The 26,828-nt window shown below is 73.6% G+C and carries 20 protein-coding genes; 8 read left to right on the plus strand and 12 right to left on the minus strand.

The window, feature by feature from the left end; translation table 11 throughout:
• Window positions 1-63 precede the first annotated feature (63 nt).
• The 4 genes from MXD57_RS00515 to MXD57_RS00540 all read left to right on the plus strand — a co-directional run bounded on the left by MXD57_RS00515 (window position 64) and on the right by MXD57_RS00540 (window position 8,903).
• Window positions 64-222 (plus strand): DUF7196 family protein, encoded by a 159-nt coding sequence (locus MXD57_RS00515; RefSeq protein ID WP_250399218.1) that lies wholly within the window; start codon window positions 64-66, stop codon window positions 220-222.
• A gap of 538 nt (window positions 223-760) precedes the next feature.
• On the plus strand, window positions 761-4,549 hold the full coding sequence (locus MXD57_RS00520) for an Ig-like domain-containing protein (RefSeq protein WP_284504887.1): 3,789 nt from the start codon (window positions 761-763) through the stop codon (window positions 4,547-4,549).
• A gap of 307 nt (window positions 4,550-4,856) precedes the next feature.
• Complete coding sequence (locus MXD57_RS00535; RefSeq protein WP_250399219.1) at window positions 4,857-7,619, plus strand: helix-turn-helix transcriptional regulator; 2,763 nt, start codon at window positions 4,857-4,859, stop codon at window positions 7,617-7,619.
• 363 nt (window positions 7,620-7,982) lie between these two features.
• Entirely contained in the window at window positions 7,983-8,903 is a 921-nt protein-coding gene (locus tag MXD57_RS00540) for an endo-beta-N-acetylglucosaminidase H (protein WP_250399220.1), read from the plus strand.
• Window positions 8,904-9,241: 338 nt separating this feature from the next.
• Here MXD57_RS00540 and MXD57_RS00545 read toward each other — a convergent pair whose 3' ends face one another.
• Window positions 9,242-10,210, minus strand: coding sequence for a PaaX family transcriptional regulator C-terminal domain-containing protein (locus MXD57_RS00545; RefSeq protein ID WP_250399221.1), 969 nt, complete (start codon window positions 10,208-10,210; stop codon window positions 9,242-9,244).
• On the minus strand, window positions 10,207-10,860 hold the full coding sequence (locus MXD57_RS00550; protein ID WP_250399222.1) for a GNAT family N-acetyltransferase: 654 nt from the start codon (window positions 10,858-10,860) through the stop codon (window positions 10,207-10,209). The genes MXD57_RS00545 and MXD57_RS00550 overlap by 4 nt, the downstream gene beginning before the upstream one ends.
• Before the next feature lie 167 nt (window positions 10,861-11,027).
• Here MXD57_RS00550 and MXD57_RS00555 point away from each other — a divergent pair, with 167 nt between their 5' ends.
• Window positions 11,028-12,029 (plus strand): alpha/beta hydrolase family protein, encoded by a 1,002-nt coding sequence (locus MXD57_RS00555; RefSeq protein WP_250399223.1) that lies wholly within the window; start codon window positions 11,028-11,030, stop codon window positions 12,027-12,029.
• 246 nt (window positions 12,030-12,275) lie between these two features.
• Complete coding sequence (locus tag MXD57_RS00560; RefSeq protein ID WP_284504888.1) at window positions 12,276-13,316, plus strand: helix-turn-helix domain-containing protein; 1,041 nt, start codon at window positions 12,276-12,278, stop codon at window positions 13,314-13,316.
• Window positions 13,317-13,515: 199 nt separating this feature from the next.
• Here MXD57_RS00560 and MXD57_RS00565 read toward each other — a convergent pair whose 3' ends face one another.
• The 7 genes from MXD57_RS00565 to MXD57_RS00595 all read right to left on the minus strand — a co-directional run bounded on the left by MXD57_RS00565 (window position 13,516) and on the right by MXD57_RS00595 (window position 22,890).
• Window positions 13,516-14,493: an alpha/beta hydrolase gene (locus tag MXD57_RS00565; protein WP_250399225.1), complete on the minus strand. Its 978-nt coding sequence runs from the start codon at window positions 14,491-14,493 to the stop codon at window positions 13,516-13,518.
• A 235-nt stretch (window positions 14,494-14,728) separates the two neighbouring features.
• On the minus strand, window positions 14,729-16,084 hold the full coding sequence (locus MXD57_RS00570) for a hypothetical protein (protein ID WP_250399226.1): 1,356 nt from the start codon (window positions 16,082-16,084) through the stop codon (window positions 14,729-14,731).
• Window positions 16,081-18,903 (minus strand): DEAD/DEAH box helicase, encoded by a 2,823-nt coding sequence (locus MXD57_RS00575; protein ID WP_250399227.1) that lies wholly within the window; start codon window positions 18,901-18,903, stop codon window positions 16,081-16,083. Before MXD57_RS00575 ends, MXD57_RS00570 begins: the two co-directional genes overlap by 4 nt.
• 318 nt (window positions 18,904-19,221) lie before the next feature.
• Window positions 19,222-20,031 carry an ABC transporter permease gene (locus tag MXD57_RS00580; protein WP_374114633.1) on the minus strand — a complete coding sequence of 270 codons (810 nt, stop codon included), beginning with the start codon at window positions 20,029-20,031 and terminating at the stop codon, window positions 19,222-19,224.
• Entirely contained in the window at window positions 20,028-21,002 is a 975-nt protein-coding gene (locus tag MXD57_RS00585) for an ATP-binding cassette domain-containing protein (protein ID WP_250399228.1), read from the minus strand. The genes MXD57_RS00580 and MXD57_RS00585 overlap by 4 nt, the downstream gene beginning before the upstream one ends.
• Window positions 21,003-21,145: 143 nt before the next feature.
• The gene (locus tag MXD57_RS00590) at window positions 21,146-21,796 is read right to left on the minus strand and encodes a PadR family transcriptional regulator (RefSeq protein ID WP_250399229.1); all 651 of its coding nucleotides are present in this window, start codon (window positions 21,794-21,796) and stop codon (window positions 21,146-21,148) included.
• Window positions 21,797-22,263: 467 nt separating this feature from the next.
• Window positions 22,264-22,890: a protein kinase domain-containing protein gene (locus MXD57_RS00595; protein WP_250399230.1), complete on the minus strand. Its 627-nt coding sequence runs from the start codon at window positions 22,888-22,890 to the stop codon at window positions 22,264-22,266.
• Between the two features lie 265 nt (window positions 22,891-23,155).
• Here MXD57_RS00595 and MXD57_RS00600 point away from each other — a divergent pair, with 265 nt between their 5' ends.
• Window positions 23,156-23,368 (plus strand): hypothetical protein, encoded by a 213-nt coding sequence (locus MXD57_RS00600; protein WP_250399231.1) that lies wholly within the window; start codon window positions 23,156-23,158, stop codon window positions 23,366-23,368.
• A 78-nt stretch (window positions 23,369-23,446) separates the two neighbouring features.
• Here the strand turns inward: MXD57_RS00600 and MXD57_RS00605 are convergent, their stop codons facing one another.
• The 3 genes from MXD57_RS00605 to MXD57_RS00615 all read right to left on the minus strand — a co-directional run bounded on the left by MXD57_RS00605 (window position 23,447) and on the right by MXD57_RS00615 (window position 24,889).
• Window positions 23,447-24,214: a hypothetical protein gene (locus MXD57_RS00605; protein WP_250399232.1), complete on the minus strand. Its 768-nt coding sequence runs from the start codon at window positions 24,212-24,214 to the stop codon at window positions 23,447-23,449.
• A 36-nt stretch (window positions 24,215-24,250) separates the two neighbouring features.
• The gene (locus MXD57_RS00610; RefSeq protein ID WP_250399233.1) at window positions 24,251-24,433 is read right to left on the minus strand and encodes a hypothetical protein; all 183 of its coding nucleotides are present in this window, start codon (window positions 24,431-24,433) and stop codon (window positions 24,251-24,253) included.
• A gap of 129 nt (window positions 24,434-24,562) precedes the next feature.
• Window positions 24,563-24,889, minus strand: coding sequence for a hypothetical protein (locus MXD57_RS00615; protein WP_250399234.1), 327 nt, complete (start codon window positions 24,887-24,889; stop codon window positions 24,563-24,565).
• Between the two features lie 291 nt (window positions 24,890-25,180).
• On the opposite strand from MXD57_RS00615, the gene MXD57_RS00620 reads away from it, so the two are divergent.
• Window positions 25,181-26,689, plus strand: a complete 1,509-nt coding sequence (locus MXD57_RS00620; protein WP_250399235.1) for an XRE family transcriptional regulator — start codon at window positions 25,181-25,183, stop codon at window positions 26,687-26,689.
• Window positions 26,690-26,828: the final 139 nt, after the last annotated feature.

The following is a 26,828-nucleotide window of genomic DNA, read 5'->3' on the forward strand; positions in this document are numbered from 1 at the left end:
TAACGCAATTGTCCCCGGATTCCTTGATCGGCCGCTCACGTGGCCGGCGGAAGGAGGAAGACCATGGCACCCTGCAACTGCGGACGCGTCGGCCGTTCCGTGATCGTCTACCGACTGGTCCTCCCCAACGGGGTCACGCGCGAGTACCCCACCCGGCGGGAGGCCGACGCCGCCAACGAAAGGTCAGGTGGCCACGGGTCCATCACCGCGGTCCGCCGATAGAGCGCAAACGGGGCGCCACGAACGCGTAAGGGCCCCATCCCGCGCAGGACGCCCCCACCTCAGCCCGCCGGTACACCAGTTGTGTGGTGTACCGGCGGGCTGCTGCATGGCGCGGCAGGCCGCGAATCCCGGGTGATCGCGTGGGAATACCGCGCCGCGTCCGGCGCGAAATACACTTCCGGGCCCACTGCCGCCCTGCCCGCGGTTCGCCGGGCTGGACGGCCGAGCAGAAGACCCCTTCTCCCACCCGGGCCGTCGCACGGGGTCACACAAATGCGCCGCACGGAAGGGGTTTTACACCTCCCGCACTCCGAAGTGCGCTACGCCGAACGAGTGGCATTTGCGTCACCCTCCTAGCCCAATGCACTCACCGAAGCGCCTACTGCTCCTATCGACGGGTGACGCCTCCAACTCCGTTCGGAACAGGGGCCATTACCGGACCGATGTGTCCACGCGCATGCCCGTATTCCGGCCACGCACCGTACCCCGCGAAATGGCGATCACCTGCTCTCGTACGCCATCCGAAAGGAGCCAGAGCATGGCCACTTCGACCACCAACCTGACATCCGCGCCCGACCCGTCGGTCGCCGGTCAGCCGGTCACCTTCACCGCCGTCGTACAGCCGGAATTAGTCGACGGCCCCGTCCCTACCGGCACCGTCGAGTTCCTCGTCGACGCCGTGGCCGTCGCGACGGTACCGCTCGACGCGAGCGGCCAGGCCCAGTACACGACCGGCGACCTCGCCGCCGGTCTCCACGCGGTGGAGGCCGACTACGGAGGGGACGAGGCGAACGACCCGTCCGCGGGCTCGGACACCCAGGAGGTCTCCCTCGCGCAGACCACCACCACGCTGACCTTCGACCCCGAACCCTCGCAGTGCGGCGAGACGGTGACCTTCACGGCTCAGGTCACGCCCGTCCCCCCGGCCACGGGGACCCCCACCGGTCTGGTGTCCTTCATCGTCAGCGACGACGGCCCGGTGCTGACCGCCCCGGTGGACGGCGACGGGCAGGCGCAGGTCACCATCGGCGACCTGGACGTCGGCTTCCACCAGGCGGCCGCCTTCTACACCGGTGACGAGAACTTCGACGCGTCGAACTCTCCCCTGACGCTGCACGTGGTGGAGGAGGCACCCGTCTCGGTCGTCGTCTCGGCGGACCCCGACCCGTCCGTGTGCGGCCAGTCGGTGGCGCTCTGCGCCACCGTCTCGCCGGTCTCCTCGAGCGTCGGCACCCCGTCGGGCTCGGTGACCTTCACCGGCCCCGGCGGACTCGACGAGACGGTGCCACTGGACGCCGGCGGCCAGGCGTGCGTCACCACGAGCACTCTCCAGACCGGCACCGTCACCGCCACGTACGGCGGTGACGGTTGTTACGCGAGCGGGACGGGCACGACGGACGTGACGGTCGAGCCGGCCATGAGCGCGGTGTCGGTGGTGGTCGATCCGGACCCCTCGGTGTGCGGCCAGCCCGTCACCGTGTGCGCGACGGTCACCGCCGTCGCACCCGGCAGCGGCACCCCGTCGGGCTCGGTGACCTTCATCGGCCCCGGCGGACTCGACGAGAGGGTGGCACTGGACGCCGACGGCACCGCGTGCGTCACCACCATCGCACTCGAGAGCGGCACCGTGACCGCCGTCTACGGCGGCGACACGTGCTTCACCGGCTCGGCCGAGAGCGTCGACATGACCGTCGGTCAGGCCTCCAGCGCTGTGGCGGTGTCGGTGAACCCCGACCCGTCCGTGTGCGGCGAGACGGTCACCGTGTGCGCCACCGTCACCGCCGTCGCACCCGGCACCGGCACCCCCTCGGGCTCGGTGACCTTCACGGGTCTCGGCGGACCCGACGAGACCGTGCCACTCGACGCCGACGGCACCGCCTGCGTCACCACCGCCACCCTCCAGACCGGCACCGTCACCGCCGTCTACAACGGCGACGACTGCTTCACCACCTCCACGGGCACGGCGGACGTGGGCGTCAGCCAGGCCGCGAGCACCACCACCGTCACGGTCGACCCCAACCCGTCCGTCTGCGGCCAGTCCGTGACCGTGTGCGCCACGGTCACCGCCGTCGCACCCGGCAGCGGCACCCCCTCGGGCTCGGTGACCTTCACCGGCCTCGGCGGACCCGACGAGACCGTGCCACTCGACGCCGACGGCACCGCCTGCGTCACCACCGCCACCCTCCAGACCGGCACCGTCACCGCCGTCTACAACGGCGACGACTGCTTCACCACCTCCACGGGCACCACACCCGTCACCGTCAACCAAGCCGCCAGCACCACCACCGTCACCGTCGACCCCAACCCCTCCGTCTGCGGCCAACCCGTCACCGTGTGCGCCACCGTCACCGCCGTCGCACCCGGCACCGGCACCCCCTCGGGCTCGGTGACCTTCACCGCACCCGGCGGACCCGACGAGACCGTGCCACTCGACGCCGACGGCACCGCCTGCGTCACCACCGCCACCCTCCAGACCGGCACCGTCACCGCCGTCTACAACGGCGACGACTGCTTCACCACCTCCACGGGCACCACACCCGTCACCGTCAACCAAGCCGCCAGCACCACCACCGTCACCGTCGACCCCAACCCCTCCGTCTGCGGCCAACCCGTCACCGCCATCGTCACCGTCACCGCCGCCGCCCCCAGCACCGGCACCCCCACGGGCTCGGTGACCCTGACCGCACCCGGCGTGAACAGGACACTCACGCTGGACCAGGACGGGACGGCGCACCTGCCCCTGCCCAGCCCCGGCGGTGTCACCGGTGCAACGGTCACCGCCGTCTACAACGGCGACGGCTGCTTCACCACCTCCACGGGCACCACGTCCATGACCGTCAACCAGGCCGACAGCACCACGACGGTCACGGTCGACCCCACCCCCTCCGTCTGCGGCCAACCCGTCACCGTGTGCGCCACCGTCACCGCCGTCGCACCCGGCAGCGGCAGGCCCACCGGAACCGTCACCTTCACCGCACCCGGCGGACTCAACACCACCGTCCGGCTGGACGTCAATCGCACGGCCTGCGTGACCACCAGCAGCCTCACCAGTGGAACGATCAAGGCCGTCTACAACGGCGACGGCTGCTTCACCACCTCCACGGGCACCACACCCGTCACCGTCAGCCAGGCCGCCAGCACCACCACCGTCACCGTCGACCCCACCCCCTCCGTCTGCGGCCAGCCCGTCACCGTGTGCGCCACCGTCACCGCCGTCGCACCCGGCACCGGCACCCCCTCGGGCTCGGTGACCTTCACCGCACCCGGCGGACTCAACACCACCGTCCCGCTGAACGCCGACGGCACCGCCTGCGTGACCAACACGACGCTGGGAACCGGCACCGTCACCGCCGTCTACAACGGCGACGACTGCTTCACCACCTCCACGGGCACCACACCCGTCACCGTCGACCAGGCCGCCAGCACCACCACCGTCACGGTCAACCCCAACCCCTCCGTCTGCGGCCAACCCGTCACCGTGTGCGCCACCGTCACCGCCGTCGCGCCCGGCACCGGCACCCCCTCGGGCTCGGTGACCTTCACCGCACCCGGCGGACTCAACACCACCGTCCCGCTGAACGCCAGTGGCACGGCCTGCGCCACCACCAGCAGCCTCACCGGTGGAACGGTCACGGCCGTCTACAACGGCGACGGCTGCTTCACCACGTCGACCGGGACCACGGGCGTGGTGGTGAACAACGCTCCGACCATGACCGTGCTCACGGTCAGTCCCAACCCCGTGGTCTGCGGCCGGCCGGTGACGTACTGCGCCACGGTCACCGCCGTCGCACCCGGCACCGGTACCCCCACCGGAACCGTCACCTTCACCGGCCCAGGCGGGTTCGTCCAGACCGTCGCGCTCAGCGCCGGTAGTGCCTGCGTCACCACCACCGCGGGCGGCAGTGGGACGGTGACCGCCGTCTACAACGGAAACTCCTGCAACAGTCCCTCCGCCGCTACGGCGAACGTGACCGTGAACCCGGCTCCCACCACGCTGACGGCGGCCTCGGCCCAGATCCGCGTGCGGGCGAACGGCACGTTCGTCATCCCGTCGATGAGCGCCACCCTCAAGGTCACCTCCAGCGCCGCTCCGCTCGCCGGGCAACTGGTCACCTTCCGCGCGAACACGCCGCTCGCGCCGACGGTCCTGGGGACCGCGCTCACCGACGCCAGCGGGGTGGCGACACTGGCCCCGCCGGCACTGCCGGTCTCCAGCACGCTGATCACGGCGACGAGCTACACCGCGTCCTTCGCGGGGACGAGTTGCTACGCCCCGTCCTCCGCGACCGCACCGCTGACGTTCGTCTCCTTCCCCGTCCTTCCCTGACCGGGCGCCGGTGACCGCGCGGGACAACCGCGGGAACCGGGCCACAGACCGAACCGGGGCGGCGTCCGCGCCCCGGTTCGGTCTCGTTCACGGCCCCGTCGCAACGAGGGCGGTCGGAGCCGCCGCCGACCCGAGGCGGCCCGGCATGCTCGCCGAGTACCGGGCGACGGGCGGTCGCCGAGTCCAGGAACCCGCCGGTCCCGAACGCCCCCACGCCCACCCCACACCCACCCCTCGCCCGCGGCGCCGTCGTACGGAACCGCGGCACCGGCAGGGGTGTTGGGACGTTCGGGGTATTTTCGACCTCATGATCATGACGGGGCGCCGATCGGAACGAGCCGAGCTGGACCGCCTGCTCGATGACGTCCGGACCGGGATGAGCGGTGTCCTCGTGCTCCGCGGCGACGCCGGGATCGGCAAGACGGCGCTGCTGGACCACGCGGTCGCCTCGGCCTCGCCCATGCGCGTGACCCGGCTCGACGGCGTGGAGTCCGAACAGGAGCTCGGCTTCGCCGCCCTGCACCGCATCGTGCTGCCGTTCCTGGACCTGCGCCTGGAACTTCCCGCCCCGCAGCTCGCCGCCCTGGAGACGGCGTTCGGCATGGCGGCCGGGAGTGCTCCCGACCGCTTTCTGGTGGGGCTGGCCGTCCTCACTCTCATGGCCGGTGCCGCCCGGCGGCAACCGCTTCTCGTGGTGTGCGACGACGCCCAGTGGGTGGACCAGGAGTCCCTGGACGTATTGGCGTTCGTGGGGCGCCGTCTGCACGCCGACGGCATGGGCATGCTGTTCGCACTGCGCGACGAGCACGCTTCCGGCGCCGTGCTGGCGGGCCTGCCCGAGCTGCGGATACACGGGTTGCCGGAGTCCGACGCCCGGGCCCTGCTGACCGAACACCTCGACCCCACGACCGCCCCGGCCCTCCAGGAACGGATCATCGCCGAGTCCGCGGGGAACCCGCTGGCACTCCGCGAACTGGCCCGCAGCGCCCGCACCCTGCAGGCGGGTGCGATCGCCACGCCGCTGCCGGTCAGCCGCAGCCTGGAGGCCCGGTTCCTGCAACGCTTCCGGCAACTCACGGCACTGAGCCGGAGCACGGTGCTGATGGTCGCGGCCGACGCCACCGGCGACCGGGACCTGGTCCGCCGCGCGCTGGACCGTCAGACCCCGTCGGCCTCCGGCGAGATCGACGCCGCCTTCGAGGAGGCCGAGCGCGCCGACGTGCTCGCCGTGCACACCGGGCCCGCCGGCTCTCCGTTCCGGCACCCCCTGATCCGTTCCGCCGTGTACACGGGGGCGAGCAGGGCGGAACGCCGCGCCGCCCATGCCGCTCTGGCCGCCGTCACCGACCCGCTGACCGATCCGGACCGGCGTGCCTGGCACCTGGCCTCCGCCGCCGAGGGGCCCGACGAAGGCGTGGCGGCGGAACTCCAGGTACGCGCCGAACGCGCCAAGGACAACGGCGGATACCTCGCCCGCGCCGCCTTCCTCCACCGCGCGGCGGAACTCACCGGGGACGCCGTCTCACGCTCCACCCGTCTGCTGGAGGCCTGTGCCGCGACCCTCATGGCCGGGTCCCCCCACCGGGGCGAGGAACTGCTCGCGCTCCTGGGGCCCGGCCCCGGCCTCCCGGTCCTGCGGGCCCATGCCGACCGCCTGCGGGGCCTGGTGCACGTGATGGTCGGCAAGGAGGGCGCCGTCGCCCTGCTGCACCAGGCCGCTCTGGCCCTGTCGGACCGCGACCCGCACGGCTGCCGCGACGCCCTGCTCGAAGCCGTCGACGCGGCGATCGTCGTCCCCCGGCTCGGCCCGGGCGCGAGCATCACCCGGGTCGCCCGCACCGCGTTGGCGGTCCGCGGCAGCCGGAGCGGCCCCCTGGGGGACTCCCAGGACCCCGCCGACCTCCTGCTGGACGGTCACGCGCGGCTCGTGGCGCTCGGCCACGCCGAGGCGGCCCACGTGCTGAAGGCCGCGCTCACGGCCATGAGGGCGCCGGGCGCCGAACACGGCGGGGCGGTCCGCTGGAGCCTGCTCGGCATGCTCGCGGCGATCGAGACCTGGGACATCGACGCGCTGTCGGAGTGCGGACGGCGCTACGCCGACGCGGCCCGCGCGCACGGCGCCCTGCGGATGCTCCAGATCGCCGCGCACGCCAATGCCACGGCGGAGGTGTTCCGCGGCGACCTGGCCACCGCTCAGCTCCACTTCGCCGAGTTCAAGGACGTGGCCGACGCGACCGGTGCCGATCCCCGCTTCTCGCACCCCACGGACGCCATGCTGCACGGCTGGCGCGGCGACGAGGCGGCCACCCTGGCAGCGGTACGGGCCCAGCGGGACCTCTATCCCGAACAGCCCGGCGGCATCGCGGTGCAACTGGTCAGAGCCGCCACCGTCGTACTCGGGCTCGGCCAGGGCCGCTATCCCGACGCCGAGGCGGCGGCGCGCCCGGTCCTCGACGACCCGCCTCCGCACGGCGCGGGCCTCGTACTGCCCGGGCTCGTCGAGGCGGCGGCCCGCATCCACGACACCGGCCTGGCCGAACGGGCCCTGGACGAGCTCGCCGAGCGGGCCGAGGCCGCCGGCACCCCTTGGGCGCTCGGGCTGCTCGCCCGCAGTCGTGCCCTCCTGGCGACCGGCGCCGCCGCCGAGGACTTCTTCCGTGACGCGCTCGCCCACCTCGGCCCGACCCCACTGGGCACGGAGAAGGCCCACACCCGTCTGCTCTACGGGGAGTGGCTGCGACGGCGACGGCGCCCTACGGAGGCGCGGGCGCATCTGCGGGCGGCCCACGAGGCGTTCGCCCGGATGGGCGCGGCCGCCTTCGCGGAACGGGCCCGGCTGGAACTGCGGGCCACGGGCGAGCGGCCGCGACGACATGGCACCGGAGCGCCCGGCCACCTCACCCCGCAGGAGACCCGGATCGCGCGGATGGCCGCGGACGGAGCCACCAACCAGGAGATCGCCACACACCTGTTCCTCAGCGCGAGCACCGTCGAGTACCACCTGGGCAAGGTCTTCCGGAAGCTCGGCATCACGTCTCGCAGGCACCTGCGCACCGCCCTTCCCGGGTGACCCCGGACGGGCGCGGCCGGCAGTGGCGGGTCACACACCCGCCCCGGTCGCCGTCCCGGCCGGCCTCGACCCTCCGGTTCCATGCGCATCGCGTCGCCGCCGTTCGTGCGCGAGGCTCCCGGGGTCATGAGCTCGCCCGGTCTCCCGGTCTCCCGGTCTCCCGCGGGATCTTCTCGGCCATTGTCCGGCATGGGTGAACTCCTTCTCGGCCGGGAGGTTGTGTCCTACAGGGATGTCGTGAAGAGTTCGCGCACGGTTCCCGGGACCCGGTCACAGCAGTCGATCTCCCGGGGCCCGTCAGGAACCCGCTCGGCGCCCGCGAACGGACCGGGCGCCAACCAGACGATGGGAGAACGACCAACCATGTCCCTTCAGTTACGGAACAGAGGCCGGACGGCCGCCCTGGCGATCTGGGCCGTCACAGCCCTCGCCTTCGGCACGACCGGAGCCGCGGCGGCCCCTGCTCCCGCTCCCGCTCCCGCCAAGCAGGGTCCGACCTCGGTGGCCTACGTCGAGGTGAACAGCAACAGCATGCTCAACGTCGGCAAGTACACGCTCGCCGACGGCGGCGGCAACGCCTTCGACGTCGCCCTGATCTTCGCGGCGAACATCAACTACGACACGACCACGAAGGCGGCGTGTCTGTACTTCAACGAGAACGTGCAGCGCGTCCTCGACAACGCCGCCACGGAGATACGGCCGTTGCAGCGGCAGGGCATCAAGGTCGTGCTCTCGGTGCTCGGCAACCACCAGGGCGCGGGATTCGCCAACTTCACCTCGCAGGAGGCTGCTTCGGCGTTCGCGCAGGAGATGTCCGAGGCCGTGGCCACGTACGGTCTCGACGGCATCGACTTCGACGACGAATACGCCGAGTACGGCAACAACGGCACGAGTCAGCCCAACGCCAGCTCGTTCGTGAACCTGGTGACGGCCCTGCGGGCGGACATGCCGGACAAGATCATCAGCCTCTACAACATCGGCCCGGCGGCGTCGCGGCTGTCCTACGGCGGCGTCGACATCTCCTCCACGTTCGACTACGCCTGGAACCCGTACTACGGCACCTGGCAGGTCCCCGGCGTCGCACTGCCCAAGTCACGGCTGTCACCGGCGGCCGTCGAGATCGGCCGCACCTCACGGAGCACGGTCGCCGGCCTCGCCCGCCGCACCGTCAGCGAGGGATACGGGGTCTATCTGACGTACAACCTGGACGGCACCGATCGAAGCGCCGACGTCTCCGCGTTCACCAGGGAGTTGTACGGCAGTGACGCCGTCTACACGCCGTAGGGCACCCGCACGCTCCGCCCGGACGCCCGGCGCCACGAACACCGCCGGACCGGTGACGTGATCCACCCGCACTCGGCGAGCCCGCCTCGTCCCACTGCATCACGATCCATGGGGCCACGCGCCGACAACGATGTCAGCGCGTGACTCGCACGTCCGCCTGCCGCCCCGCGACGGGGCGGCAGGCGCCCCCTTCCTCACGTCTCGACCGCCGGTGGATCCCCGCGCGGACCAGCAGCCGGTGCCGCGCCGGGCGGCCACCGGGGCGGCGAACGTCGTGATCCTGGCCCCGCGGACAAGCCGGCCGGCCACTCCCGCCCCCTCCCCGGCGGCCGCCGCCGTCAGTGGGACCGGCCCTCCCCCGCCGGGGCCGGCAGGCCGGCGCGGCCGCTCCTCGTGGCGGGCCGCCCGCCGTCCGCGGGGCGCAGCGCGTCGGAGTAGAGAGCGAACAGACGAAGGGCGGGAGTGCCGTCCGCGCGGGGGCCCTGCCGCAGCCGCTTCCAGCAGTCGGCGGCCAGGCTGCGGGCGCGGGCCCCGGGCCACGGTTGCGGCAGCAGTTCCGGGGGCAGGAGGGGGTCGGGTCGCATCGCGGCGGAGAAGTGGGCGGCGAGTTCGACGGCAGCGGTGAGCCGCCCGGCGTCCGACGGGCCCGGCGCCTCGGCGAGCCGGGCCAGGCAGCCTTCGGCGTAGGCGGCCAGGTGGCCGTACCGCCCGGCGATCTCGGTGAGCGGCCACAGTGCGGCGGCCAGGGCCCGCGGATCGGTGACCTCGCCGATGCGCAGGTCGGTGCTGGTGAAGTGGGTGAGGCTGTCCAGGACACCGAGGTGCCGCGCCAGCGGGTCGACGAGCTCGGTGACGGGGTTGGCGGTGACGTACAGACCGCTTTGGACGGGTGCGGCGCCGAGGTGGAGGAGGTGCTCGCGCAGGGCGTCGCGGGCGGTGCGGCGCGACTCGGGAACGGCGAAGGCGAACAGGTGCCACGCGCCGTCCCACGGGGCGAGTCCGGCGTCCTGCCGGTAGGCGTGACGGACGTAGGCGGCGTCGGGCGCCAGGGAGCCGGTCACGTCGGTCACCGCGTGCAGCGTGGCCCTGCGGCCGCGGCCCTCCTGCGTGAACCGGCCTTCCGCGACCAGACGTTTGACGCAGAGCCTGATCTGCTGGTGGCTCATGCCGAGCAGGTCGGCGACGTCGTAGAGCTCGCCGGCGTCGACGGTGCCGTCCTCGCGGACCAGGGCGTGGACGACCAGCCGGGTGGGGATCTCGGGCCGATCGGCCCCGCCGGTGGCACGGGCGGCGGCAGGGGTGCTCATCGCGCCTCCCGCCCGCTCGTCGCGTCCGCGTCCGCGTGCGTGTCGGTGACGGGGCGGTGCATGGTGGTGACCGCCCCGAAGCCCATCAGACCGCGCAACCAGGGGGTCCGCTCGGTGCGGTGGGCGGTGAAGCCGTGCCGCTCGTACAAGGCCCTGGCGCGGGGGTTGGTGTCGACGACGTCCAGGCGGACGCGCCGGCAGCCGTGGTCGGCGGCGACGGCGGCGACCTCCCGCAGGAGGAGGCTCCCGATGCCCCGGCCGCGGTGCGCCGCGTCGACCGCGATGCCGTCCATGACCAGTTCGCCCGCCGCGGGCGTGCGTTCCAGCAGGGCGAGGAGCACGAGCCGGGGAAGGCCGCGGCAGGAACCGTAGGCGGACAGAACGTCCTTGACGCCCCCGCCGGTCAGCGCCCTGCCATCGAGCCGGTAGCCGGCCACACCGACCACCCGGCCGGCGGCGAGCGCGGTGACGCCCCGGTCACGGTGGAGGTGGGTCGCGATGAACGCGCGCCCCTTGCCGGGCGGGTTGAGCGCCGGGGCGATTTTGCGGCCGAACGCCTCCCAGTACAGCGCGGCCACCCGCTCCTCACCGCCCTCGGGCACACCCCTGCGCACCACCGGGCGGTCGTCCGCGCCCCGAGCCCCGCTCACCGTTGCCTCCACGCCACTCCCTCGTCCGGCGACGAATCACCTTGCACTATCAACCATAATACGCTCATTATCGATACGACCGTTTGTGAAGCGATAGTTTCAGGGGGGCTGTTGTGTTCCGGACACGGGGCAAGCCGACGTGGCGACGGTGGGTGGTGTGGGCCGTTGTGGGACCGCTGCTGGCGGCGGGCGGGCTCACCGGGGTGGCGGCGTGGCAGAACACCTACGCCCTGCGCGAGGAGAAGGTGTCGCTGCGGCACGACGGAAAGCTGCTCGAAGGGGTGCTGGCCCGGCCGGCACGGGGCGAGGGACCCTTCGGCCTGGCCGTGTTCGTCCATGGCGACGGGCCGATCGACGCGACGCACGAGACGTTCTACCGGCCGCTGTGGGAGTCCTTCGCCCGCGCCGGGTACGCCTCGCTGTCCTTCAGCAAGCCCGGAATCGGTGGATCGCAGGGCAATTGGCTGGACCAGAGCATGAAGGACCGGGCCGACGAGACGCTGGCCGCCGTGGCCTGGGCACGCGACCGCCCCGACATCGACGGCCGCCGCATCGGCCTGTGGGGAGCGAGCCAGGCCGGCTGGGTCCTGCCCGAGGTCGCCGCCCGGGACCGGCGGTTGCAGTTCGTCATCGCCGTCTCCCCGGCCGTCAACTGGCTCCGGCAGGGCCGCTACAACCTCCTCGCCGAGCTGGACCGGGACGGCGCGACCACCCGGGAGCGGGATGCCGCGCTGCGTCGGCGGCAGACCACCCTGCGCCTGCTGGAGCGGGGGGCGTCCTTCGGGGAGTACCGGGCCGTGGTCGGTGACGTGGACGGCATGACAGCGGCCCGATGGAGGTTCATCGCCAGGAACCACCGCTCGGACGCGACCGCCGGTCTGCGCGCGATGCGCGGCACGCCGCTCCTGCTGGTGCTGGCCGGCCATGACGTCAACGTGGACGTCGAGGAGACCGAAGCCGTCTACCGGGCGCTCCTTCCCCCGGCCTCCCTGAGCGTCGCCCACTACCCCGACGCCACCCACTCCCTGGTCGATCACGACGTCGAGGGCTCGGACTGGCGCCTGACCATGACCGCGGTCTTCGCGCCCCGGCGGCTCTTCGCCAAGGGATTCCTCACGGACCAGGCCCGCTTCCTCGAGCGGCTCGACCCCCGCACGGGGGTCCGGTGACCGTCGGCGGAGGGACGGCGAACGCGACCTCCCGCCGGCCGTGGCCGGCGGCCACCCGCTCCCGCGTCCAGCGCCTCGCCCGCCTGGTCGATGAGCCCCGGTGGCGGCACCCGGCGCCCCGCTCGTACGCGGCGAGGGTGGAGACCGAACAGCGCGGGCGCCCCGGCCCGGTGGTGGGGGACGGCCCCCAGGGACTGGGGTGTTTCCAGGATTCGGAGACCGTTCCCCACCCTGCACGCTGCGAGCATGCCTTGGACAACAGAAGCACCGGTACGGACCGCGGGCGGCGGCCCTTCTCGCCCGGACCGGAACCGGGGGCCGGTCGTCCGCCCCGCCACGGCACCCGTGGTGTTCCGGACCCGGGACGTCCCGGGTCCGGATCGCGCCGGCCTCTGGTCCGACGCGGTGCGCGATGCCATGGGCCCGGTGACGGTCCTCCCGCGGGATCACCGTTCCTTCTCCGGGCAGTTGACGTCGAGCGAGCACGGCTGCCTCCGGGTGGTGGCGCTCGACGCGGACGCGCACCTCATCCGCCGTGAGGCCGCTTCGGACGGCGAGTCACCGGGCACCACCCCCGGCTCCGTCACCGTCGTGGTGCAGACCTCGGGCAGCAGTGTCCTGATCCAGCGCGACCGCAGGACGAGGCTGGCCCCGGCGGACGTGGCCCTTCTGCTCACCGACCGCGCCTTCAGCCTGGAGCTCCCCGACCGGGCCGGACTGCGGCTGTTCCGGATGCCTCGCGGGTCTCTTCCCCTGCGGGACGAGCAGGTCCTGTCCGGTTCGACCGACGCGGCCGGCCGGGCGGTCGCACCGCTCCTGACCGGCCTGGCCGAGACCATGACGCGGCTGCGGCCCGAGGCCGGGGCCCGGGTCGCGGGATCCCTCGTGGAGGCACTGGCTCTCCAGGTCGCCCCGGAGCCACCGGCCCGGTCCGCCGAGGTCGCCGACCTGATGTCCCGGATCCGTGCCCACATCGAGGACCGGCTGGCGGATCCAGGGCTCTCCCCGGCGTCGATCGCGGCCGCCCACCACATCTCGGTCCGCTACGTGCACCGGCTCTTCGCCCAGGAGGGCACCACGGTCGGCACGTGGATCCGGCATCGCCGCCTGGAGGCGTCCCGCCGCGAACTCACCCGCCGCGAAAGCAAACCGCCGACGATCGCCGCCGTCGGACACCGGTGCGGGTTCGTCAGCGCCAGCCATTTCGGCCGTGCGTTCCGCCAGACCTACGGCATGACTCCGCATGCGTGGCGGAGGCTGCACGCGCCGTCCCGTTCGGCGGGTTGAGCCGCCGGCGTGGGGATGACGGACCGACTGCGCCGGGCCGGCCGCCCGTCACGCGGTGGGGCCGACGAACCGCCCGACGGAGGCGAACGCGGTGTCGGCGACCTCGCGCCGGCCGTGGTCGATCGCGAGGGTGTGACCGCGGCCGGGTGATCCCGGTGCCGGCGTGCTCGTTCCGCGCCCGCCCGGCCGCGCGGCCCGCTCAGTCGCCGGCGAGGGCCCGCCGGAGGGTCCCGACGGCGAGGTCGATCGCGGACTGGGCGGCGTGGGTGCCGCGCAGGGCGTTCAGCATCACGAAATCGTGGATGATGCCCTGGTAGCGGACCGCGGTGACCGGCACCCCGGCCGCGCGGAGCTTGTTGGCGTACGCCTCTCCCTCGTCGCGCAGGACGTCGGCCTCGGCGGTGATGACCAGGGCCGGGGGCAGGCCGGTGAGCTGTTCGGTGGTGGCGCGCAGCGGGGAGGCGGTGATCTCGGCCCGCTCTCGCTCGTCGGTCGTGTACTGGTCCCAGAACCACCGCATGCCGTCGCGGCGCAGGAAGTAGCCCTCGGCGAACTGGTGGTAGGAGCCGGTGTCGAAGGAGGCGTCCGTGACCGGGTAGAAGAGCACCTGCGCGCGCAGGTCCAGGCCGCCGCGCTCCTTGGCCATCAGGGTCAGGGCGGCGGACATGTTGCCGCCGACCGAGTCGCCGGCGACCGCGATCCGGGAGGCGTCCAGGCCGTGGCCGGCGCCGTCGGTGGTGATCCAGCGGGCCACCGTCCAGTTCTGCTCGACGGCCACCGGGTAGCGGTGCTCGGGCGACAGGGCGTACTCGGGGAAGACCACGGCGGCCCCGGTGCCGACGGCGAGTTCGCGCACGAGGCGGTCGTGGGTGTGGGCGTTGCCGAACACCCAGCCGGCGCCGTGGATGTAGACGACGACCGGGAGCCGGCCCGAAGCCCCCGCAGGCCGCACCACCCGGGCCCTGACCTCGCCCGTGGGGCCGCCGGTGACGGTCACCCACTCCTCGTCGACGGCGGGCGGGTTCGACGGGCCGGACTGGACCTCGTCGACGGCCTTGCGCCCCTCGGCCGGCGGAATCTGGAACAGGAACGGCGGCTGCGCCGTCGCCTGGGCGAACTCGGCCGCGGCCGGCTCCAGAACGGGTGTGACGGGCGTGAACGGGGAGCGGTCGGTCATGTTCTGGCCTCTCACTGGGGCGGGCACGGTGCGGCGGCGGCGCATGTCCCCGCGCACGGCTGCGGGGGGACGTCCGAAAGATAGGCGTGCTCGAGCGACCCGGGTGGTCCGTGCGCGCACGGGTTCTGCCCCTGCGCGCAGGGTCGTCCGCGAAGGGGGCGACGGATGCCGGACAACCACGCCGGGTCCGGCGTCCCGGACCCGGCGTGGCGCCCGCCGCCGGAGCCAACGCCGGTCAGCCGCCGAGGAGCCCGTCGAGCGCCGGCGCCGGCTCGTGGGCCGGCGGGCCGGCGGGCCACCAGGCCCCGGACCGCTCCTGGTACGGGTACCAGCGGCCGTCTCGCCCGTAGCGCAGCTGTACTCCCCGGCCGGCCGGCGTCCAGTGGTTGCCGCGCACGACCAGCTCGGGCAGCTCGTCCTCCTCCCAGCCCGCCGTGAGCGCCGCGCGCGCCCGCGCGACGTCGGCCGCCGGGGGCTCCCAGCGCCGTTCGAGGACTTCGAGTCCGGCGCCGCCGCCGGTCCGCCAGGCCTCCACCGCCCGGTCCAGCTCGTCCGGCCGTCCGCAGGCGTCCCGCAGCCGGCCCGGGACCCGCGGGTCGGGGTGGGTGGCGGCGATCCGCACGGTGTCCTGCCACAGATCGAGCGGCCTGGGCGGCTCGGCGGCCAGCCCCAGGGTGTAGGCCAGCAGGTGGCGGGCGCGCACGGCCGCGTCGGCGACCAGCCGGTCCAGGGGATCGGCCTCGATGCCGGTGACGGGCTCACCGGTCCGCTCCGGGGGTTCGGGCAGGTCCGGGATCGCCGGCAGGGGGGCGACGGGCCGGGCGTACGCCTCGGCGACCGAGATTCCGTGCGGCGCCCCCGCGGCCTCGGCGGCGGGCCGGCGCGCGCCCGGGCCGCTGTCCTCGTCCGCCGTGTCGTGGGCGCCGTCGGTGTCCTCGGCGCCGGCGCCCTCGGCGGTGTTCTCGGTGTCCTCGGCTGCGGTGTCCTCGGCAGCGCCGGTCATGGCCCGCACGAGGACGACCGACTTCAGCTCCTCCAGGGCCTCGGCCCACTCCCGGCCGCGGACCAGCAGCAGGATCTGCGGTTCCTCGTCGAGCAGCCAGGAGAACTGGTAGCCCAGCGCGATGGCGTGCGGGCAGGGGTGACCGGGCTCGTCGCAGCCGCAGTCCGGCTCGAGCTCGCCGTAGCCGGGCAGGATGCCCAGGCGGGCGTCCTCGGCGGCCTCCAGCAGGTCCGGGGGCAGCTCCCCGGCGAGCAGCGCCGCGGTCTCCGCCGGCCGGTCCGCGGTCCGCTCCCACAGCGCGTCCCACTGGTCGTCGTCCAGCTCCGCGAGCTCCAGGCCGACGGTGTGGGGCTCGTCCTCACCGCCGTACACCAGCGCCGCGACGCGGCCCGGGCTGACCGTGACCGGGCCGATCCGCCCGGAGCGCGCGAAGGCCCGCCCCTGCTTCAGCGGCTCCTGCTCGGGCCAGGTGTGCTCCATCGACTCGGTCCATGCCCTGCCCCACCAGGACTGCCCGCGGGCGCGGCCCCCCTTGCGGGCCGGGAAGGCGGCGAAGCCGCGGGCCCTGCGGTCGTGTCCGTCGCTCACTGCGCGCTCCTCAGCTCGACCAGGTTCGCCAACTCGTCGTTCCCGAGCCGGCCCAGCGCCTGCTCACCGCTGCCGAGCACGGCGTCCGCCAGCTCCTGCTTGGCCTCCAGCAGCGTCGCGACACGGTCCTCGACCGTGCCCTCCGCGATCATCCGGTGCACCTGCACCGGCCGGGTCTGCCCGATGCGGTGGGCCCGGTCGGTGGCCTGCGCCTCGACGGCGGGGTTCCACCAGCGGTCGTAGTGCACGACATGGTCGGCCCGGGTCAGGTTGAGACCGGTGCCGGCCGCCTTCAACGACAGGAGGAAGACGGGCACCTCCCCGTCCTGGAAGCGGCGTACCATCTCCTCGCGCCGGGCCACCGGTGTCCCGCCGTGCAGTAGCTGGGTGGGGATGCCCCGGTCCCCGAGGTGGCGCTCCAGCAGCCTCGCCATGGCGACGTACTGGGTGAAGACGAGCGCCGCGCCGTCCTCCGTGAGGATCGTGTCCAGCAGCTCGTCGAGAAGGGCCAGCTTGCCGGAGCGGCCGGACAGCTTCGCGCCCTCCTCCTTGAGGAACTGCGCGGGGTGGTTGCAGATCTGCTTCAGGCCGGTGAGCAGCTTCAGTACCAGGCCGCTTCGGGCGATCCCCGCGGTCGACCTGATCTCGGCCATGACGGTCCGTACCTGCTCCTCGTAGAGGGCGGCCTGCTCGGCGGTGAGCGCGACCGGGTGGTCCGTCTCGGTCTTGGGCGGCAGTTCGGGCGCCACGCCCGGGTCGGACTTGCGGCGGCGCAGCAGGAAGGGCCGGACCAGGCCGGCCAGGCGCGCCGCGGTGCCGGAGCGGGGTTCCGCGCCGGTGCCCACCCGCTCCGCTTCGATCGGGGCGATCCAGCGGCGGCGGAACCGGGCGTGGCTGCCGAGCAGTCCGGGAGTGGTCCAGTCGAGTACGGCCCACAGCTCGGACAGGCTGTTCTCGACGGGCGTGCCGGTGAGCGCGATCCTGGCGTCGGCGGGGATCTGCCGCAGCGCCTTCGCGGTGGCGGAGGAGGCGTTCTTCACGTGCTGTGCCTCGTCCGCGACGACCATGCCCCAGTGGTGCCCGCCGAGCCGTTCGGCGTCCAGGCGCATCGTGCCGTAGGTCGTCAGGACGAACCCGCGGTCCGCGGCCGCGAGCGTGCGGCCGGGGCCGTGGAAGCGGCGTACGGCCGTGCCGGGGGCGAACCTGCGGACTCCCCGCTCCCAGTTGCCGAGCAGCGACGCCGGGCACACCACGAGGGTGGGGCCGTGGCCCGCGTCGTGCTGCTGCCGGTGCAGATGGAGCGCGATGAGCTGGATCGTCTTGCCCAGCCCCATGTCGTCGGCGAGACAGCCGCCGAGGCCCAGCGAGGTCATCCGGGCCAGCCAGCCCAGGCCGCGGAGCTGGTAGTCGCGCAGGGTCGCGGCGAGCGCCGCCGGCGGTTCGACGGCCGGGTCCGCGTCGGTGCCGGCGAGCAGGGCGCGCAGGGCTTCCAGCCAGGGCCCGTCGGCGACCGGTACCTGCTCGCCGTCGGCCTCCGCGAACCCGGTCAGCGCCACCGCCAGCGTCTCGATGGCGGTGAGCCGGCCGAGCAGGCGCCGGCGTACCTTCCGGGCGAGTGCGGGGCCGACGAACACCCGGCGGTCGCGGATCCGCACCACCGGCCGGTTCGCCGCGGCGACGGCCGCCGTCTCCTCCTCGGTGAGCGGGTCGCCGTCGAAGCGCAGTTGCCAGGTCAGGTCGACGGTGCCGTCGCCGCCGAGGACGCAGCGCAGGTCGGTGGGCGGGGTGCGGTCGGCGCCGACCACCGCCCGCGCGGTCAGCAGGTGTGCCGCCTCGTCCGGCCACCGCACGTCGATGCCGTGCGCCCGCAGCCGGGACGCTCCGTCGCCGAGCAGGTCGCCGAACTCCTGGTCGTCGAGGTCGAGTGCGCGCGGCACCGGCAACAGGCGGGACAGCGGGTGCCACACGCCGGCGGCGCGGCGGACGGCGCGCACCGTCTCGGCCTGGGCGCGCGGACCCAGCGCGTGCGGTGCGCCGTCGAAGAGCTCCGCGGCGGTCAGCTCGACGGTCGGGTCGGCGAGGTCGGAGACGAGCGGCACGATCCGGCCGCCCGGCTCGCCGTCCTTCCCGTGGACGAGCCGCACGGCCAGGCAGACCCGCACGCCCGCGTCGACACCGACGGCGATCTCCTCCGCCCAGGCCCGCAACTGCGGTACGTGCTGGGGCTCCACGGCGGCGAACGCGGCGCGTCCGGTGGCCGACTCGGCGGCAGCGGTGCGGGGCAGGGTGTCGGCGACGGCGTCGAGGAAGGCGCGCACCGCGCGGAACGGCTCGGGCAGCACGGTGCGGCCGGGCACGGGTACGGCCAGCGCCTCGGGTGGCGCGGCGGCGGCCAGTTCCCCCAGCCGCAGCACGTCCTCGGGGTCGAGCGGGCCGGCCCGCCAGGCGTCGTACCCGCAGGCCGAGACACCGGGCAACAGCCTTTCGCGGGCGGCCAGATGCAGGGCGAGGGCGGTGGCGGCCCCCCAGAACGCGGCCGACGGGTGGACGGCGCCGTCGGTCCGGCCGTCGTGCTGACGCCGGGCCATGGCCAGGACCGGCAGCGCGTCGGCGACCGGCAGCCACCGCACCATGAGGGTGCGCAAGCCGTCGGCGGTGGCGAGCCGGGCGTCCTCCGTCACGCCGCAGGGGACGTCCGGTGGACCGGCACCGTCGGGGTCCCAGAAGGCCAGCCGTCCGGTACGAGCCGGATCGCCCGGTTGGAAGGCGACCGCACAGCGTGCCAGCAGTCGGGCGTCCTCACACGCAATCCACACCATTGCTCCCGCTTCCTCGGTTCTGGTACGCGGCCCATCCGCGTTCCACGGCTTCTCCAGTGCTGGGACCGGAAAGGTGTGCCGGAAGGCTCGCGGCGTCCGGTGCGGTGCATCGCAAGGCGGAGCATCGTCCGCGTACCGGACGTACTCGGGTGATGCGACGACGCGGCGAGGTGCCGTGCCGGACGCCGCGAGCCGGTGAACCCTTCCGGTCGCAGCACTGGCGCCGTGTGCGACGGTGACCGCTGTCCCCCGGGGCACCTCCCCCGTCCCACCGTCCGCGAACGCCCGGCCCGTGCTGAGCGGAGGGGGTTCGCGCCGCTACTTGCTCAGTGCCCCGAACCGCCGCAGTGCCAGCGGGAAGAACACCGCGAGCAGAGCGAGCGGCCAGATCACGGCGGCCCAGGGATGGCCCGCTCCGGCACCGTGGCCACCGAACAGCTCACGCACCGCCGTCGCGGTCCGGGACATGGGGTTCCATTCGACGACCGTGCCCAGCCAGTCCGGCATGGACTCGGGGGTCGCGATGGCGTTGGAGAGGAAGCCGACCGGCCAGACCAGGATCTGCACGGCCTGCACCATCTCGGGCTTCCCCGCGACCAGCGCGAGCTGGATGCCGATCCACAGCATCGCGAACCGGAACAGCATCAGCAGCCCCAAGGCGGCCAGGAACTCGCCCGCCGAGGCGTGCGCCCGCCATCCGATCGCGTACCCGACGCCGGTCATCACGGCGAGCCCGACCGCCGACTGCAGCATGTCCGCGACCGAACGGCCCACCAGCACGGCGCCGTTGGCCATCGGCATGGAACGGAACCGGTCGATCACGCCCTTGTTGAGGTCCTGGGTGACGGCGATCATCGTGCTCTCCAGACCGAAGGCCATGGTGAGCGCGAGCGTGCCGGGCACGAGGTAGTCGATGTACTTGCCCTCGACCTCCCGGCCGCCGCCGATCAGATAGCCGAACATCAGCAGGATCATCACGGGGAAGACCAGGCCGACGGCCACCTGCACCGGCTGCCGCGCCCAGTGGGCGAGCTCCCGGCGCGTCATCGTCCAGGAGTCGCTCAGGGCGAGCGAGACCCTGCCGCCTCGCTCCTCCCGCGCCGTCTCCACGGCGCCGACCGCGCTCATACGGCCTCCCCGGCTCGCACAGCGTCGGCCCCCGCGTCCTCGGAGCGCCCCGTCAGATGCAGGAACGCCTCGTCCAGCGTCGGCCTGCGCAGCGCGATGTCCTCCGCCTCGATACCCGCCTCCTGCAAGGCCCGCACGACCTGGGTGAGCGCCCCCATCCGGTCGGCGACCGGGGCGCTGAACAGGCGGCGGTCGGCGTCCACCGAGACCTCGCCGACGTCGATCGGCAGCAGGGCCAGCGCCGCGCCCAACTGCCCGGCGTCGCGCAGGACGACGTCGACGCGGTCACCGCCGGTGCGGGCCTTCAGCTCGTCGGCGGTGCCGTCGGCGATGACCCGGCCCTGGTCCACCACCGAGATCCGGTCGGCCAGTTGGTCGGCCTCCTCCAGGTACTGCGTGGTGAGCAGCACGGTCGTGCCGCCGCCGACCAGGGAGCGCACCGAGGCCCACACCTCGGCCCGGCTGCGCGGGTCGAGTCCGGTGGTCGGCTCGTCGAGGAACAGCACCTGCGGCTCGGTGATCAGTGAGGCGGCGAGGTCGAGCCGGCGCCGCATGCCACCGCTGTACTGCTTGACCGCCTTGGTGCCGGTGTCGGCGAGGCCGAAGCGCTCCAGCAGTTCGTCCGCCCGGGTCCGGGCGCGCCGGGCACCCAGGTGGTAGAGGCGCCCGAACATCTCCAGGTTCTGCCGGCCGCCCAGTTCCTCGTCCAGCGCGGCGTGCTGGCCGAGCAGACCGATACGGCGGCGCACCTGGTCGGCCTGCCGCACGACGTCGTACCCTCCCACCGTCGCGCGTCCGGCGTCCGGCCGCAGCAGGGTGGTCAGCACCCGCACGCCGGTGGTCTTGCCCGCACCGTTCGGCCCCAGCAGGCCATGGACGGTGCCGTGTCCGACCGTCAGGTGCAGATCGTCCAGGGCGGCCTTCTCCCCGTATCGCTTGCGTACGCCGTCGGCGACGATCGCGTCGGTCATGCGTCTCCTCCGGATCATGTAGTCAAGATTGACTACTGCTCGCCCGGACAAAGTAGCGCCCGCCGAGCGGATTGGTCAAACTTGATTAGTATGGGAGAAGGGGACCGTACCAAGCCGATCCGCGGGGAAGCGGGCCGGGACGGCTACCGGTCGTCCCCCGGATGCCGCTCCCCCGTCGCGTAGGGGTTGCTCTGCCCCTCTGCGAGCACCGCCTGGACGCCGCGGAAGGGCTCGCCCTCACCCGCGAAGGTGTAGGCACCGCCCTCGATGCGCTCGATGAGCCCGCGGGTCCATGCCTCTCCGGCGTCGGCCGAGTGGACCCACAGATTCATGATCTCGCCGATGTGCCCGAGCCGGCCCGGGCCGCCCTCCGGCGTGTAGTACTCGGTGACCGACCTGCGCCACTCCTGGATGGAGTGCACCCGGTCGCGCAGCAGCTCCAGAGCCTCCTCGCGCTCCAGGTCGACGATGAAGCCGAGCGCCGAGGCGAGTACGTCCGGCTTCTGGTCGTACGACGTCAACGCCTCGCGCACCAGCCTGAGGTACTCCTCGGCGCCCTCTTCGGTGATCTCGTACTCCGTGCGCGGCGGCCCGCCGGCCGTGGACGGCTCGGTCTCGTGGGCCAGCAGCAGCCCCTGCTTCGCCATCTGCTTGAGCGCGTGGTAGATCGAGCCGGGCTTGGCGTTGGACCACTCGTGCGCGCCCCAGTACTCCAGGTCGTTCCGCACCTGGTACCCATGGGCTCGCCCGTGCTGACGCACCGCGCCGAGCACGAGGAGTCGGATCACAGACATGGGCTCCAGCCTAGTGGAGGGCCTCCGCGGGCCTCGCCGTACGGAGGACGGGCCCGTCCGGACCCGCCCCGGCGATCCGCCGGCCGCCCGGCGTCTGCGCCGAGCCGGCCCGGAGGGGCGCGGCACCGGCCCACTCGCCCGCGGGCACCGGTGCACGCGGCCCCGGCCGGCGTACACGGCGGCCGCTCCCCCCGCGCCCCGCAGGCGTTCGGTAACGGTTTCGCACGGTGGCGGGAGGGTGCGGAGACGGGAGCGTCGGTCGTCGTGAACGCCCTCACGGAGAGAAGGACGGGGAAGCCTTCGAGTGCGGGAGCGGCCCGCTGCCCCAGTGGTCCGGCCGGAGGGGGAGAGACTCCCGGCGAGCCGTGCGCGCGGCCGTCACGAACGCGGCCGCGGCCGGTCGGCACCCTGCCGGCCGCCGACGGCCAGTGCCTTCACCAGTTCGGGGACGACCTGTCCCGCGGCCCTCAGGTACGACGCGGTGACATGGTTCTTGCGCTGGCCGAAGGCGGCCCGGGAGGTGTACGGCGTATCCGCGAGGTCATCCGGCCAGGGCCAGGGCGCGACTTCGCGGAGCGTGGACATGGGCCGTCCGTCCTCGGTGCGGGCCTCGACGAGCGCCCTGCGCAGACGGTTGAGGGTGTGCCGGGCCTCCGGGGGCTCGGCGCCGTCCCGTTGTCCAGGATGACGTTGGCGGGCTTGACATCGAGATGTGCCACCGGGGCGGCGTGTACCTCCACGAGCGCCCGGAGCAGTCCGGTGATCGTGTCACGGGCCTCGGCGCCGGACAGCGGACCGCTCCGGACCACCAGGTCCTCCAGGGACGGCCCGTCGAGGAACTCGAACACCAGGAAGGGCCGTTCGGCCTCGGCGCGGGCGTCACGCAGCCGTACGACGCCGGGATGGTCGATGCGGGCGGCCAGTTCGGCCTCCCTGCGGATGCGGGACCGCAGGGCCGTCGGGTCGGCTCCGAGCGACTCCCAGAACTTGAACGCCACGCGGGTGCCGTCCGGCGCCGCGGCCTCCCACACCTGCGCGGCACCTCCGCGTCCCAGGGGCCTGATCTGCTCGTAGTCGTCGAAGTCCGCGCTCATGGCCGCGTCACCTCCCCGCCCGCGCGGAGCGCGCCGGGCCGACCGCCCCGCGGCGCGCGGGCCGGTCCTGAGCCGTGCACGGCCGGGTGCCCGCTCGGGTGCGCGAGCGTCGCCGGGCGATGGCCGGCTTCCGGATGGACGGGCGTTGATTCCGTTCGGGACGCCGCGCTGGGAGCGTCGGCGGGGCCGGGCTCCGCTCCCGGCGGCGCCGCTCGCCGGCGCGCGGACGGCCCCGGTGGGGCCACTGCAGAGGAGGTCGCTCGTCGTGTCACTTGGTTCCGTCCTGCTGGGAGTCGTCTGCGTGTCGGTGGCGCTGGTGTCGAGCGCGATGGTGGGCCTGGTCGCCGGGTGGCTGGCTCGTCTGGACCGGGCCTCGTGGCCCGGGGCCGTCGCCCGCGCCGGTGTCGCCTTCGGCGCCACCCTGACGCTGATCGGCGTGGTGGTCACGACCGTCGCCTCGGTCATCGCCCTGGGATGAGCGCGGGCCCGCCGGGGGCCGGAGCGCGGCCGGCCCCCGGTCGGCCGGCCGCGTCCGCCGTTTCCGCGGGCGGTGGGATCAACGGCCGTCGCGCCACCCGGGGTCGAGGGCGTACAGGGCCGCGTCCTGGTCGCCCGTCAGCCAGTCCCGCACGTGGAGGGCGCCTGCCGTGTCCAGCGCCCACGCCACGACGGTCGCGCGCCGGCCATGGCTCCGAGTGCGTGCGTCCTCCATCCAGGCGAGGCAGGCAGCCACCAGACACCGGTAGTTGGTACGCGCCGCGTTGTCCGACTCCAGGTCCGTGCCGTAACCGGGGCCCTGCTCACGGGCGAGCGCGACCCACGGTTCGATCACCCACAGAGCCGTGTCCGGGTCGCCGCTGCGCAACGAACCCCGCACGAGTGCGAGGCGATAGGAGCCCTCCGTGAAACAGCCGTCCTCCCGGCTCGCCTTGCGCAGCCTCTCGTCGGTGTCCTGCAGCGACGTCAGAGCGTCCCTGCGGTAGCCCCGCATGAGACAGTCCTCGTACTCCCAGGTCAGAAGGTGGAAGTCGACCAACGTCCGGAGGACGGCGTCGCCCTCCCGCCCGGCCTGGTCCGACAGGGCCTTCAGCTCGGCCCGCCGCGCACCGTGCCACCACGGCCAGGCGGGTACGGAGTACGTGCCGCTCCCGCAACTCGTGCAGCGACGCGGAATCCCGGGCTGGGGCGGATCGAAGAACTCGCCCCCGCCGCAGTCCGCGTCGTCGCACGTCCAGCCGTCGGCGAGCGCGCCGGTCGGCGCCTGGTAGCCGTCCTTGGTGGGCGGCAGCCGCCTGGGCTGCAGGAGCCTGCGCAGTATGTCCATTGCTTCCCCTGGGCGTCCGGGTGTCCGGGGCCGGCCTCAGCCGACCTTCGCGTGGTGGTCATCCGTCGAATTCGGGCACACGTAACCGGTGTTGCCGCAACGTCGGCAGGTCGTGTGCGGGCCGACCCTGCCGTCGCAGCGCGGACAGCGGACCGCCCGCACCCGCTTGCCGCAGCGCCGGTCGCCGCAGTGGACGTACTTGTCCCCGGTGTAGCGCATGCTGACCTCGATTCCTCGTGCCGTTCGCGTTCGTTCGTGCCATGCCGTTCGCTCCGGAGAGCGGCCTGCCGTCCGCGCCGGAAGGCTGGTGCGGCGGTGGGCGGAGCGCCGGATCCGTGCGCGGCGGGCTCACCGCCCGGGCATCCGCTGCCCATCCGCCTCGCGCGCGGCACGATCCCGCGCGGCACGTTCGGCCGGTGACAGCCGTACGATGCGCCCGGAGCGGCTGTCCGCTCGCACACCCCACGGCGAGGTCGGCTGTCCGCGCACCAGCCAGACGGCGAGCGTGATCTCCCAGACGAAGGCCTTGCCGAAACTGACCAGGGTCCACTCCGGGCTGATCAGCATCAGCCGCGGCGGAATCCCGTGCCAGAACGAGCCGCCCGCCCGCGCGTTGAACGTCCACACGGCGATCGCCAGTCCGGCCAGATGCCCCAGCCCAAGAACCGTCCCCATCACTCCCCCTTCGTCGATGCGGCCCTCGACTCACTCGTTCGAAGAACCTGTTCGTCGTTCGTACCGCCTGAGCGCCGTCCTGCACGGCCGCGTTGCAGACCCGCCCGCGCGCTGCAACGCGGCGCCCCGGGAGACCTGAATTCGGCTATGTACTTGCGGTTTGTCGTTCTTGCCATGTCGTCGACCGGCTCGTGCCACACTGACCCGGTGAACGGGGATGCGGCGCACACCGCCGGTTCGCGTCTCGGGCGAAGAGCCCGCGTCGCATGGCTGTTACGGTCCAACCGTCTGATGGCGCAGGAGAGTTCGTTCCGGCTGCTGCCCGCCTTCGCGGCGGCCTTCCGCGGCGGCTCCTGGGACCGTGAGGTGAGTGTCAGCACGGTCTCACGCTGGGAGACGGCACGCACACCCGTCCCTTGGCGGGCGATGCGCCGCTACGAGGAGCTGATCGGCCTCCCCCGCAACCAGCTGACCGCCACCGCGCGCACCGTGTGGCGCTACTGGGCTCCCGGCCCGGTCCTGGACGTCGAGACCGTGGCCGACTCCCCGACACCGCTTGAGGACTTGCTCGACCAGACCGTGTCCGACGCGATGATGACCGGCGACGACTGGGACCGGCTGGTGGACGGTCTGTGCGCGCGCCCCGACGTCGTGTTGATGCCCACCGGAACCTGGGAGTACGTCGCCGAACGGCTCGTCGAGGAGATGGTGATCGCGGACGACGTGCCGTGGATGCTCCGCTTCGAGTCGCTCAACCGGCTCCTCAATCATCCGCGCGGCGGGCGGACGGTGATCGCCGTCTGCGCGGCGATGGCCTCCGGCCGCGCCCGGCCGACAGCCACCGAGATCGTCTGCGCCCTGGACAACTGCGCCCACCCGGACGCGTCCGAGCGGGTTCTGCGCGAACTGCGCAGCCCCAGTGGGCCGCTGGCGCATCGCGGAGCCGTCATGGCCAGCTTCCGGAAGGTGGACTACCGCCATTTCGACGAGCGGCAACTGGAGACGCTGGCCCGCTCGGTGCGGGCCTCCGCCGGGACCGGCCCGTTCGGCGATCAGGTCGAGCCACTGCGCCGGCACCTCGCCGCGGCGCACCCGGAGTACGCCCGGGCGCTCCTCGGCGGCGCCACGTACGCGTCCCACGGCGCCGGCGCGCGGCACCGCACGACGGCGCACCGTACCCCGGTGGACATGGCTGCGGCCGTGCAGCGCGTCGTGACGCGTCTGAGCACGGTCGCCCCGGAACGCGTCCGTGACTTCGCCGTACCGACGGCTCTGGTGTCGGAGACGCTGACCAGCCCGCTGTTCGATGTCCGGCTGTACGCCGCCTTCCTGCTGGCGGCTTCGCCCTACCGGGTGGCGGCCGCCGACGCACTCGCCGCCGAGCTGACCCGGCCGTCGGCAGTCCAGCGCGAGGAGATCGCGGTGCCGCTGCTGGAGGGGCTGCGCGTTCTGGGGGACGATCGCCACCGCGGTCTCCTGCAACGGCTGGCGGTGACTCCCGGCGTGCCCCGCTTCGCCTCCTACGCGGCGGTGCGCGGTCTCGGGCACGTCGGCGCGGAGCCGGGCGCCGGCGACTTCCTTCGCAACGCCGTCGCACACCACGAGGCGGCGTGGCAGGACAGCCGGGATCCGGTGACCGCCGCGACACTGGAGAGCCTGGTCTACGCGGTCGGCATGGCGGCACGCGACGACCTGCTCGCCGCCGTCCTCACGGACGACCGGTCCCTGCCCGCCGCACGCGCCGCGGCGGCCTGGTGGCTCGGCATCGCGGGCCATCGACGAGCCAGCGCGCTGGTGTGACGGCTCGCGGACCGGACGGCGGACGTCCGACGCGGAGGTCCGGACCGCTCCCAAGCGCGGAGTCCATGCGCGGACGCCACGACGCCGCCGCGCCCCGGCCCGCGCCTTCCGGCCGCCGGGGCCCGGCCCCGGACGGGGG

This window comes from Streptomyces cellostaticus, assembly GCF_023630175.1.
GTDB classification, from domain to species: Bacteria; Actinomycetota; Actinomycetes; order Streptomycetales; family Streptomycetaceae; genus Streptomyces; species Streptomyces cellostaticus_A.

Bases quoted from the DNA above. Each gene is read 5' to 3' on its own strand.
- MXD57_RS00540 (WP_250399220.1), top strand. From the start codon at position 7,983: ATGTCCCTTCAGTTACGGAACAGAGGCCGGACGGCCGCCCTGGCGATC.
- MXD57_RS00545 (WP_250399221.1), bottom strand. From the start codon at position 10,210: ATGAGCACCCCTGCCGCCGCCCGTGCCACCGGCGGGGCCGATCGGCCC.
- MXD57_RS00565 (WP_250399225.1), bottom strand. From the start codon at position 14,493: ATGACCGACCGCTCCCCGTTCACGCCCGTCACACCCGTTCTGGAGCCG.
- MXD57_RS00610 (WP_250399233.1), bottom strand. From the start codon at position 24,433: ATGCGCTACACCGGGGACAAGTACGTCCACTGCGGCGACCGGCGCTGC.
- MXD57_RS00535 (WP_250399219.1), top strand. From the start codon at position 4,857: ATGATCATGACGGGGCGCCGATCGGAACGAGCCGAGCTGGACCGCCTG.
- MXD57_RS00620 (WP_250399235.1), top strand. From the start codon at position 25,181: ATGGCGCAGGAGAGTTCGTTCCGGCTGCTGCCCGCCTTCGCGGCGGCC.
- MXD57_RS00560 (WP_284504888.1), top strand. From the start codon at position 12,276: ATGCCTTGGACAACAGAAGCACCGGTACGGACCGCGGGCGGCGGCCCT.
- MXD57_RS00595 (WP_250399230.1), bottom strand. From the start codon at position 22,890: ATGAGCGCGGACTTCGACGACTACGAGCAGATCAGGCCCCTGGGACGC.
- MXD57_RS00575 (WP_250399227.1), bottom strand. From the start codon at position 18,903: ATGGTGTGGATTGCGTGTGAGGACGCCCGACTGCTGGCACGCTGTGCG.
- MXD57_RS00520 (WP_284504887.1), top strand. From the start codon at position 761: ATGGCCACTTCGACCACCAACCTGACATCCGCGCCCGACCCGTCGGTC.
- MXD57_RS00615 (WP_250399234.1), bottom strand. From the start codon at position 24,889: ATGGGGACGGTTCTTGGGCTGGGGCATCTGGCCGGACTGGCGATCGCC.
- MXD57_RS00580 (WP_374114633.1), bottom strand. From the start codon at position 20,031: ATGAGCGCGGTCGGCGCCGTGGAGACGGCGCGGGAGGAGCGAGGCGGC.
- MXD57_RS00590 (WP_250399229.1), bottom strand. From the start codon at position 21,796: ATGTCTGTGATCCGACTCCTCGTGCTCGGCGCGGTGCGTCAGCACGGG.
- MXD57_RS00585 (WP_250399228.1), bottom strand. From the start codon at position 21,002: ATGACCGACGCGATCGTCGCCGACGGCGTACGCAAGCGATACGGGGAG.
- MXD57_RS00515 (WP_250399218.1), top strand. From the start codon at position 64: ATGGCACCCTGCAACTGCGGACGCGTCGGCCGTTCCGTGATCGTCTAC.
- MXD57_RS00605 (WP_250399232.1), bottom strand. From the start codon at position 24,214: ATGGACATACTGCGCAGGCTCCTGCAGCCCAGGCGGCTGCCGCCCACC.